Origin of the sequence: Spongiactinospora sp. 9N601, from assembly GCF_044326295.1 — a bacterium.
In the GTDB taxonomy this organism is placed as follows: Bacteria; Actinomycetota; Actinomycetes; order Streptosporangiales; family Streptosporangiaceae; genus Spongiactinospora; species Spongiactinospora gelatinilytica.
Window position 1 is genome coordinate 407,597 of record NZ_JBIRBB010000009.1, and the last position, 10,031, is coordinate 417,627.

Genomic DNA, 10,031 nt, shown 5'->3' on the forward strand with positions numbered 1-10,031 from the left:
CGTGATGGCCCCGACCAGCAAGGGAACGATCCCGTTCGGGCCGTACCGGACCTGGCACCGGGTGACCGGCCGGCTCCGCGCCGGCCGGCCCGCGGTGGTCGTGGTCCACGGCGGGCCCGGCAGCACCCACGACTACCTGCTCCCGCTGTGCGCGCTGGCCGAGCGGGGCTGGCCGGTCGTCCACTACGACCAGCTCGGCAGCGGCGGCTCCACCCACCTGCCGGACAAGGGCCCGGATTTCTGGACCGTCCAGCTCTTCCTCGACGAGCTGGACAACCTGCTCACCAAGCTGGGCATCGCCGATGACTACGTGCTGTTCGGCCAGTCGTGGGGCGGCATGCTGTCGGCCGCGCACGCCGCCCGCCGCCCGCCGGGGCTGCGCGGCCTGGTCATCGCCAACTCGCCGGCCTCGATGCCGACCTGGCTGAGCGAGATGGAGGTGCTGCGCGCGCAGCTCCCGCCCGACGTGCAGGAGACGCTGCGCAGGCACGAGGCGGCCGGCACGACCGACAGCGAGGAGTACTTCCGCGCCTCGCAGGTCTTCCACCAGCGGCACGTGTGCCGGCTGGACCCCTGGCCGCGCGAGTACACCGCGACCTTCCTGGAGCTGCGCGACAACCCGACGGTGTACCACATCATGAACGGGCCGAACGAGTTCCACGTCATCGGCACCCTGCGGGACTGGTCGGTGGAGGACGTGCTGCCGGACATCGCGGTGCCGACCCTGCTGATCAGCGGCCGGTACGACGAGGCCACCCCGGTCACCGTGCAGCCCTTCCACGACCGGATTCCGGACGTGCGCTGGGAGCTGTTCGAGGAGTCCAGCCATGTGCCGCACCTGGAGGAGCCGGAGCACTTCCTGAAGGTCATGACCGACTATCTGGACCGGTTGCGTTGAATGGTTTCGGGGGATTCGTTCGGCAGGCCGCGCGGCGCGGCACCCTGGTGGTCCAGCCCAGAATGGGCTTCAGCGCGCCCGAGCGGATGCGCGCCGGGCTGCTGGCCACCAGGCGGGCCCCCGCCGCCACGGTCGGCACGATCACCGTGGACAGCTACACCAGGATCGGCCACCTGGACCGGGCGCACGCCGCGCTCCGCGACGGCGAACCGCTGAACGGCTACCCGATCGCCTCCCACCCCACCGAGGTCACCCGCGAGGTCCTGGCCGGGATCGCCGGCCCGGACTTCCCCGTGCAGGTCCGGCACGGGTCGGCCGTCCCGCGGGACATCGTGCTCGCCTCGATCGCCGCCGGCCTGCACGCGACCGAGGGCGGCCCGGTGTCGTACTGCCTGCCGTACGGCCGGACGCCGCTGCACCAGTCCGTCCACAACTGGGCCACCGTCTGCGAGAAGCTGGCCGAACTGCGCGACATCGGCATCGAGCCGCACCTGGAGACCTTCGGCGGCTGCATGCTCGGCCAGCTCTGCCCGCCGAGCCAGCTCGTCGCGCTCAGCGTGTGCGAGGCGCTGTTCTTCGCCCAGCACGGCCTGCGCGACATCTCGGTCAGCTACGCCCAGCAGACCAGCCACGAGCAGGACCGCGAAGCCGTGCTCGCGCTGCGCCGGCTGTGCGCCGAACTGCTGCCGCACGTCAACTGGCACGTGGTGATCTACGCCTACATGGGCATGTACCCCACCACGGACGGCGGCGCCCGGAAACTGCTCGGCCGGGCCGCCGCGCTGGCCGTCGAGACCGGCTCCGAGCGGCTGATCGTCAAGACCGTCGCCGAGTCGCGGCGCATCCCCACCATCGAGGAGAACGTCGCCGCGCTGGCCCACGCGGGCGAGGTCGCCGCCGGGACCCGCCGGCTCGTCCGCGTGCCCGCCGCCGACTCGCAGATCTACGCCGAGGCGCGGGCCCTGATCGAGGCCGTGCTCGACGGCGCGAGCGACCTCGGCGAGGCCCTGCTGCTCGCCTTCAAACAGGGGCACCTCGACATCCCCTACTGCGTGCATCCCGACAACCAGGGGCGGACCAGGAGCTTCATCGACGACACCGGCCGGCTCCGCTGGGCCGACATCGGCTCGCTGCCGCTCGGCGGGCTGGTCACCACCGGGTCGGCGCGGCCGGTCACCTCCAGCGATCTTCTCGCCGCACTGTCGTACGTGCAGCGGACCTACGACGACGAGGAACACCATGAAACACTCACGCCCGCTGCTCGCGGCCGGGATCTCGCTGGCGGGCCTGCTGGCCTCGGCGGTCGCGCCGGCGTCACCGGCGTCGGCGGCTGACACGCGGGCGGTACCCGGGCTGCGCGCCCCCGTCCAGCAGATCACCGACCGCTGGGGCGTGCCGCACCTGTACGCGCGCAACACCGACGACCTGTTCTTCGCCCAGGGCTACACCGCGGCCAGGGACCGGCTCTTCCAGATCGACCTGTGGCGCAGGCGCGGCCTCGGGCTGCTCTCCGAAGTACTCGGCCCCGCCTACCTGGCCCAGGACCGCGCCACCCGGCTGTTCCTGTACCGGGGCGACATGCGCAGGGAATGGGACTCCTACGGGCCGGAGGCGCGGCAGGCCGCCACCCGCTTCACCGAGGGCATCAACGCCTACATCGACGCCCTGGACCCGGCCGCCCTGCCCCCCGAGTTCGGCACGCTGGGGTACGCGCCCGCCCGCTGGCGGCCGGAGGACGTCGTCAGGATCCGCAGCAACGCGCTGTCACTGAACGTCGCCAGCGAGGTCATCCGGTCCATGGTCGTCTGCGCGGGCGGCATCGACGCGGCCGACAACCTGGGCAGGCACCAGCCCGAGTGGACCACCACGCTGCCCGACGGCCTGGACCCGTGCGCGGTGACCCCCGACATCCTCACCCCGTACATGCTGGCCATCAGCGGCGTGACCGTGAAGAACGGTCAGGTGCGCACGGTACCGCCGCAGGCCCCGGCCGCCGAGGGCAGCAACGCGTGGGCGGTCGCGCCGCACCGCACGTCCACCGGCCGGCCCATCCTGGCGGCCGACCCGCACCGCTCGGTGACCGCGCCCGCCCTGCGGTACTTCACCCACCTTTCGGCCCCCGGCCTGGACGTGATCGGCGCGGGCGAGCCCGCGCTGCCCGGCGTGGCCATGGGCCACAACGGCACGGTGGCGTTCGGGCTGACGGTGTTCGGCGTGGACCAGGAGGACCTGTACGTCTACCGGCTCGACCCCGCCGACCCCGGCCGGTACCGGTACGGCGACCGCTGGGAGCGCTTCACCACCGTCAAGGAGACCGTGCCGGTCGCCGGCGAGGCCCCGCGCGAGGTCGAGCTGACCTTCACCCGGCACGGCCCGGTCATGAAGGTGGACACCGCCCGCAACCTCGCCTACGCCGTGCGCACCACCTGGCTGGAACCCGGCACCTCCCCCTACTTCGGCAGCCTGCGCCTGATGCGGGCGCGCGACTTCCGCGACTTCGCCGAGGTCATGCGCACCTGGGGCGGCCCGCCGGAGAACCAGGTCTACGCCGACACCTCCGGCGCGATCGGCTGGGTGCCCGGCGGGCTGGCGCCGCTGCGCACCGGCTACGACGGGCTGCTGCCGGTCCCCGGCGACGGCCGCTACGAGTGGCGCGGCTTCCTCGACGGGGCCCGGCTGCCCCGCGTCCGCGACCCCCGCGCGGGGTTCATCAGCTCGGCCAACGAGTTCAACCTGCCGCCCACGCCGCGCGTCGGCTTCGAGTGGGAGCCCCCGTACCGCAAGCAGCGCATCGACCAGGTGCTCGCCGCCGACCGGCGGCACTCCCTCGCCGACTCGATGCGGTTGCAGGGCGACCAGGTCTCGCCGCCCGCCCGGCGGGTGCTGGCCGTGCTCCGGCGGCTCACCGGCGACGATCCGGCCACCCGGCAGGCGCTCGCGCTGCTGCGCCGCTACGACGGCACGGCGAGCGCCGGGTCGGCGGGCGCGGCGCTGTTCGAGCCGTGGTTCACCCGGCACCTGACGCCGGCGTTCCTGGCCAAGGTGCTGCCGCCGCACATCGCCGCGATCCTGCCGCGCTCGGACGTGACGCTGCTCATCGAGGCCATCGAGCACCCCACGCGGTGGTTCGGCCCGGACGGCGCGAAGGTCAGGGACGCGATGCTGCTCGACACGCTCAAGGCCGCCTACGCCGAGGTGGCCGGGCGGCTCGGCGACGACCCGGCGGCCTGGCGGTGGGGCGCGCTGCACCACACCATGTTCACCAACCCGCTCGGCGCGCACCTCGGGCCGTTCCCGCGCGGCGGCTCGCCGTACACGGTGGACGCCTCGCAGTACCAGCCGGGCACGTACACCTCGCACACGGCGGCGGCGCTGAAGATGGTGCTGGACGTCGGCGACTGGGACGCCTCGCGGTTCACCAGCGCACCCGGCCAGTCGGGCGACCCCCGCTCCCCGCACTACGACGACCTCATCGAGGGCTACGCGCCGCTGCTCTACAGCCGTGCCGCCGTCGAGCGCAACGCCGAGAGCAGGCTCACGCTCATCCCCGCAGCAGAGTAGCCGCCAGGCCGCGCAGCTCGCCCTTGTCGACCTTGCGGTTGTGGTTCAGCGGCAGGTCCTCCAGGTGGCGGAACCGCCGCGGGATCATCCCGGCGGGCAGCACCCTGCCGAGCTGTTCGGCCAGCTTCGCGGTCGAGGAGGCCGTACCGGTGTAGAACGCGACCAGCTCGACGCCGCCGTCGGTGGTGACTCCGACGGTGACGGCGTTGGTCACGCCCGCGCAGCCGCGCAGCGCGTGGTCGATCTCGGCCAGTTCGACCCGCAGCCCGTGTACCTGGACCTGCCCGTCCAGCCGGCCCAGGTACAGAAGCGTGCCGCCGGGCAGCTCGCGCACCCGGTCGCCGGTCCGGTACCAGCGGCGGCCGTCGCGGGTGAGGAAGCGGCCCTCGTCGTCGGCCGGATCGACGTAGCCGGGGGTCATCTGCGGGCCGGCCACGCACAGTTCGCCGTCCACGATCAGGTGGTCGTGCCCTTCGTGGATCGTCCCGATCGGCACCACGCCGTTGACGCTCAGCCGCGCGGACTCCTCGCCCGCCCAGCGGTAGGCGCTGATCGTGACGGTCAGCTCGGTCGGGCCGTACAGGTTCTCCACCGTCGAGTGCGGTGCCGCAGCCTGCCAGCCGGCGGCGTCGGCGCAGGTCAGCGCCTCGCCTGCGAAGAAGCTCCAGCGCAGCGCGGGCATCGAGCCGGGGGCGAGGCCCCCGGTCCTGCGCACCAGCGCGATGGCGCTCGGCGTGGAGAACCACACCGTCATCCCGTGCCCGGCCACGAACTCCGGCATCCTGCGGTACGCCTGCGGCGGCACCGCCACCACCGACCCGCCCGCGCCCCACGCGCAGAACACGTCGAACATGGCGCAGTCGAAGTTCAGGTCGAATGTCTGGGAGAAGACGTCACCGGGGGTGAAGTCGTAGCGGTCGTCGAGCAGGCCGAAGTAGTGGGCGGTGCCCGCGTGCGTGATCGGCACGCCCTTCGGCCTGCCGGTGGAGCCCGAGGTGAACAGGATGTAGGCCACGTCGGAGGGGTCGGCGCCGCGCGGCCCGGCGAGCGGGCGTTCCGGCGCGGGCGCGTACACCTGGGGGGCCAGCGCTTTCAGCGCGGGCAGCACCGCCTCCCCGGCCTCGTCGGTGACCAGCGCGGACACGCCGCTCTGCGCCACCATCCCGGCCAGCCGGGCCACCGGGAACCCGGCGTGCAGCGGGACGACCGTGGCCCCCGCGTACAGCGCCGCCAGGATGCCGGCGTAGGCGTCGACGGACTTGGCCGCCAGCACGCCGACGGTCGTGGCGGGCAGCGCCCCGGCCAGCAGCAGCGCGCGGGCGTGCAGCTCGCGGTAGGTGATCGCGTCGGGGCCCACGCGCACCGCGACCCGATCGGGGGCCAGGGCCAGGCCGCGCAGGAAGCGTTCGTGCAGCGCGTTCATGTGATGGTCCTCACGCCGTGGTCTTGGCGGGTGCCGGGCGCATCGCGAGTTTCGGGGTGGCCGCCAGCACCTCGAAGTTCCGGGTGGTCCGCCGGACCCGGCCGAACAGGCTGTCCGGGCCCGCCACGCACACCTGGGTCACGCCGAGTTTCTTCAGCGCGTCCACCACGCCGGGCCAGCGCATCGCCCGTACGAACCCGTCGAGCAGCAGCGACCGCACCCCGGCCCCCGTGGTGATCAGCGAGCCGTCGTGGTCGGAGACCACCGGCAGCGCCGGATCGGCGAACTCCAGCGGGCCGATGACCTCCTCCTCGGCGCGGGCGCGCAGCGGCGCGAACAGGGCCGAGTGCATGGGCGGGCGCATGGTGTAGAGCGGCAGCGCGCCCATGGCCCGCAACCGTCCCTCGAACCATTCCAGGACGTCGGCGCGGAGCGACACCATGAAGAAGTCGTCGTCCACATGACAGGCCAGGTCGTGCCAGTCGCCGCGCCCGTCCAACTCGGCCAGCAGCTCCTCCAGCCGTTCGCGCGGGGCGCGGGCGAAGGAGTGCGTCACGACGTCGGCGTGCTCGGTGGCGAAGTACTCCTCCATCAGCCGCGCCAGCCGGGCCGTCATCAGCACGGCCTCCCGGAACGGCAGGCAGCCCGCGTAGGCCGCCGCCGTCTTGCCGCCGAAGCTCGGGCCGGCGCAGGCCACCGGCGTCAGCTCGAAGCGCTCCTCGGCCCACCGCGTCAGCGCCAGGCAGTTGATCAGGAAGGCGACCTGGGCGTACTCGGAGTAGTCGCCGTCGGTCTTGCTGTACCGGTCGAGGAGGGGATAGCCGAGCACGTCATCGGCCTCGGCGACCAGCTTTCCGGCGATCGGGTCGCGCAGCATGAACCGGCCGACTTCGGAGAAGGGCATCGGGCCCATGCCGGGGAAGACGACCGCGGTCACGTTGTCCATAGTTCAGAAACGTACGAGCCGCCCTCACCCGGCATAACCCCTAACGTGGCCCCCTATGACGATGTGGTGGTCGGCGAGGCCGCGCCCCGCGCGTCCGCCGGGGCGGTGTCCGGCATCCGCATCTTGCGCAGCAGGATGACGACCAGGATCGCCATGATCACCAGCACGCCGGTGCTCAGGTACGCCGCGAAGTGGAACCCTTCCGTGAACGACGCGAACGCGTTCTCCAGCAGCGGCCCCTTGACGCCGGGGGGCGCCTGCTGGGCCACTCCCACCGCGCCGCCGAGCGTCGCCCCGCTGGCCTCGGCCGCCTCGCCGGTCAGTCCCTCGGGAATCCTCGTGGACATCCGGTCGCGGTAGACCGCGATGGCCACGCTGCCCAGCGTCGCGATGCCGAGCGCCCCGCCGAACTCCGACGCGGTCTCCGACAGCGCCGCCGCCGCCCCGGCCCGCTCCGGCGGGGCGGCGGCCACGATGAGGTCGGTGGCCAGCGCGATGACCAGCCCGAGGCCCAGCGTGACGACGATGTAGCCGGTCAGCAGCGCCACCACCGAGGAGCCGACCTGGACCTGGGAGACCAGGGCGAACCCGGCCGCGCCGATCAGCAGGCCGAGGCCGATGACGTAACCCGGCCTGATCCGCTTGGCCAGCAGGCTCGCCAGCGTGACGCCGAGGATCGTGCCGACCATGGTCGGCAGCATCCACAGCGCGGCCTGGAACGGGCTGATGCCGAGCACCACCTGGAGGTACTGCACGGCCAGCATGCCGAGCCCGGCCGCGGCGAAGGTGACCATCGTGTTGGCGACGATCGAGCCGGTGAAGGCCCCGCGGCGGAACAGCGCCGGATCGATCAGCGGGTGGGTCATCCGGACCTGCCGGATGACGAAGACCAGCCCGACCAGCAGTCCGGCCCCGATCGCGACGAGCGAGGTGGTGGTCACGCCGTCCTCGGCGATCTGCTTCACGCCGTAAATGACCGCCAGTACCGCCGCCATCGACAGCGCGGCGCTGAGCAGGTCGAACCTGCCCGGGTTGGGGTCCTTGTACTCCGGCAGCAGGAACGCGCCGAGCACCAGCAGCAGCACCATCACCGGCACGTTGATCAGAAATACCGAGCCCCACCAGAAGAACTCCAGCAGTGCCCCGGCGATGATCGGGCCGATCGCGAGCCCGCCGGAGAAGGCGCCGGTCCACACGCCGATGGCGGTACGCCGCTGGGCGTCGTCGTGGAACATGTTGCGCAGCAGCGACAACGTGGACGGCGCCAGCGTGGCCCCGCCCAGCCCGAGCAGGGCGCGGGCGGCGATCAGCATCTCGGCGGTAGTGGAGTAGGCGGCGAGCACCGACGCGCCACCGAAGGCCAGCGCGCCCAGCATGAGCAGGCGCTTCCTGCCGATGCGGTCACCAAGGCTGCCCATGGTGATCAGCAGGCCGGCCAGGAAGAAGCCGTAGATGTCGACGATCCACAGCAGTTGGGAACCGGTGGGGGCCAGATCCTGGCTGAGCAGTGGCAATGCGAAGAACAGGACCGACAGGTCCATCGAGACGAGCAACACGGGCAGGACCAGCACGGCCAGTCCCACCCATTCCTTCCAGCCTGCCTTGGCTGTGGTGGTGGTCATGGAGGGGACTATACAAGCGTTTTAATCGCTTGTATAGGACGGATGTATGTATAGATCGTATGTATGTATAGTGTGCTCGTGGGACATCGCGAAGACCTGCTGGAAGGCGCCAAGCGGTGCCTGTACGAGAGGGGCTACGCGCACACGACGACGCGCGACATCGTGGCCGCCTCCGGTACCAACCTCGCTTCCATCGGCTACCACTTCGGTTCCAAGGAAGCCCTGCTCACCCAGGCGCTGATCGAGATACTCAGCGACTGGAGCGACAGCATCGAGGGCATCGACCTGCCCGAGCACACGGCCGGCGACCCGATCGACCAGTTCCAGGAGATCTGGGAGCGCGTCACCGGGGTCTTCTCCGAGGGCGCCAAGGAGTGGACGGGCAGCTTCGAGGCGTTCGTCCAGATGAAGCGCTCGCCGGAGGTGCTGGCCTCGATCGCGCGCATGTACGAGGAGGGGCGGCTCGGCCTGCCCAAGGTCTTCGAGGGCGTGGTCGACGTGGACGGCGAGCGCGCCAACCGGGCGTTCGGCGGGCTGCTGCTGTCCCTGCTCATCGGGCAGGCGGTACAGCGCGAGGTGGACCCGGAACACGCCCCGACGGCCCGCGACCTCGCCGAGGCCATCCGCCTCTTCGCCACGGCCGCCGCCAACGCCGAAAAGGCGGCTGACCGCTGGTCGCCGCCGGGGCTCGGGAAATGAGCGGGGGGTAGGGCACCCCTGTCCTCGGACGTGCCGGAGACCCGGGCGGACCCCTGTCGTGGCGCGCGCCTACCCCTGATGCCGCTGCTCGCCGCTCGCCGTCAGGCGAGGCTCAGGTACCCGGAGATCTTCTGCAGGATCACGGCCTGGTGCTGGGCCAGGAAGAAGTGCCCGCCCCGGTAGACGTTCAGCTCGAAGGCGCCGGTGGTGTGCGCGGACCAGGCACGCGCCTCCTCGACCGTCACCTTCGGGTCATCGTCGCCGGTGAAGGCGGTGATCGGGCAGGAGAGCGGCGGGCCCGGCCGGTAGACGTACGTCTCGGCGGCCAGGTAGTCGGCGCGGATCGCGGGCAGCGCCATCCGCAGCAGCTCCGGATCGCCCAGTACGCGGGGATCGGCACCGCCGAGGCGGCGCACGTCGGCCAGCAGCCCCTTGTCGTCGAGCAGGTGGACGCGCTCGTCACGCGGCATCGACGGCGCCCTGCGCCCCGACACGAACAGATGCGCGGGCGGAGTCCCCGCCTTCGTCTCCATGAGCCGCGCCAGCTCGAAGCCCAAAGTCGCGCCCATGCTGTGCCCGAACAGCGCCACCGGCGGCCCGTCCCACGGCCCCAGCGCCTCGAACACCTGCCGGGCCAGCTCGACCAGGTCGCCGACGCACGGCTCGTGCCTGCGGTCCTGCCGCCCGGGGTACTGCACGGAGACCACGTCGAAACGCGCGGACAACTTCTGGGACACCGGGAGGAAGAAAGGCGCCGAGCCACCCGCGTGCGGCAGGCAGATTAACCTGCTCGCACCGCCCGGCGCCGGGTGAAAACGCCTTCCCCAAAGAGCCTGTTCGGTCGTCGTCATTTTCATGCTTTCGGTCGCTCGACATTCGTTA

The 10,031-nt window shown here is 71.9% G+C and carries 8 protein-coding genes; 4 read left to right on the forward strand and 4 right to left on the reverse strand.

The window, feature by feature from the left end; genetic code table 11:
* Positions 1-4: 4 nt before the first annotated feature.
* Genes ACH34R_RS23945 through ACH34R_RS23955 form a run of 3 tightly spaced genes read left to right on the forward strand, consistent with a single transcriptional unit; the run spans position 5 to position 4,459 of the window.
* On the forward strand, positions 5-898 hold the full coding sequence (locus ACH34R_RS23945) for a proline iminopeptidase-family hydrolase (RefSeq protein WP_397563756.1): 894 nt from the start codon (positions 5-7) through the stop codon (positions 896-898).
* The gene (locus ACH34R_RS23950; RefSeq protein ID WP_397563743.1) at positions 895-2,232 is read left to right on the forward strand and encodes a methylaspartate mutase; all 1,338 of its coding nucleotides are present in this window, start codon (positions 895-897) and stop codon (positions 2,230-2,232) included. The genes ACH34R_RS23945 and ACH34R_RS23950 overlap by 4 nt, the downstream gene beginning before the upstream one ends.
* Positions 2,138-4,459, forward strand: a complete 2,322-nt coding sequence (locus ACH34R_RS23955; protein ID WP_397563744.1) for a penicillin acylase family protein — start codon at positions 2,138-2,140, stop codon at positions 4,457-4,459. The genes ACH34R_RS23950 and ACH34R_RS23955 overlap by 95 nt, the downstream gene beginning before the upstream one ends.
* Here the strand turns inward: ACH34R_RS23955 and ACH34R_RS23960 are convergent.
* From ACH34R_RS23960 to ACH34R_RS23970, 3 genes are read right to left on the reverse strand one after another with little or no spacing between them, the layout of a single operon-like run.
* Positions 4,440-5,882 (reverse strand): AMP-binding protein, encoded by a 1,443-nt coding sequence (locus tag ACH34R_RS23960; protein ID WP_397563745.1) that lies wholly within the window; start codon positions 5,880-5,882, stop codon positions 4,440-4,442. The two genes, ACH34R_RS23955 and ACH34R_RS23960, sit on opposite strands and share 20 nt — an antisense overlap.
* 10 nt (positions 5,883-5,892) lie before the next feature.
* Entirely contained in the window at positions 5,893-6,828 is a 936-nt protein-coding gene (locus tag ACH34R_RS23965; RefSeq protein WP_397563746.1) for an ACP S-malonyltransferase, read from the reverse strand.
* Positions 6,829-6,881: 53 nt separating this feature from the next.
* Positions 6,882-8,450, reverse strand: a complete 1,569-nt coding sequence (locus ACH34R_RS23970) for an MFS transporter (protein ID WP_397563747.1) — start codon at positions 8,448-8,450, stop codon at positions 6,882-6,884.
* 78 nt (positions 8,451-8,528) lie between these two features.
* On the opposite strand from ACH34R_RS23970, the gene ACH34R_RS23975 reads away from it, so the two are divergent.
* The gene (locus ACH34R_RS23975) at positions 8,529-9,149 is read left to right on the forward strand and encodes a TetR/AcrR family transcriptional regulator (RefSeq protein WP_397563748.1); all 621 of its coding nucleotides are present in this window, start codon (positions 8,529-8,531) and stop codon (positions 9,147-9,149) included.
* Positions 9,150-9,250: 101 nt separating this feature from the next.
* Here ACH34R_RS23975 and ACH34R_RS23980 read toward each other — a convergent pair whose 3' ends face one another.
* Positions 9,251-10,006 carry a thioesterase II family protein gene (locus ACH34R_RS23980; protein WP_397563749.1) on the reverse strand — a complete coding sequence of 252 codons (756 nt, stop codon included), beginning with the start codon at positions 10,004-10,006 and terminating at the stop codon, positions 9,251-9,253.
* Positions 10,007-10,031 lie beyond the last annotated feature (25 nt).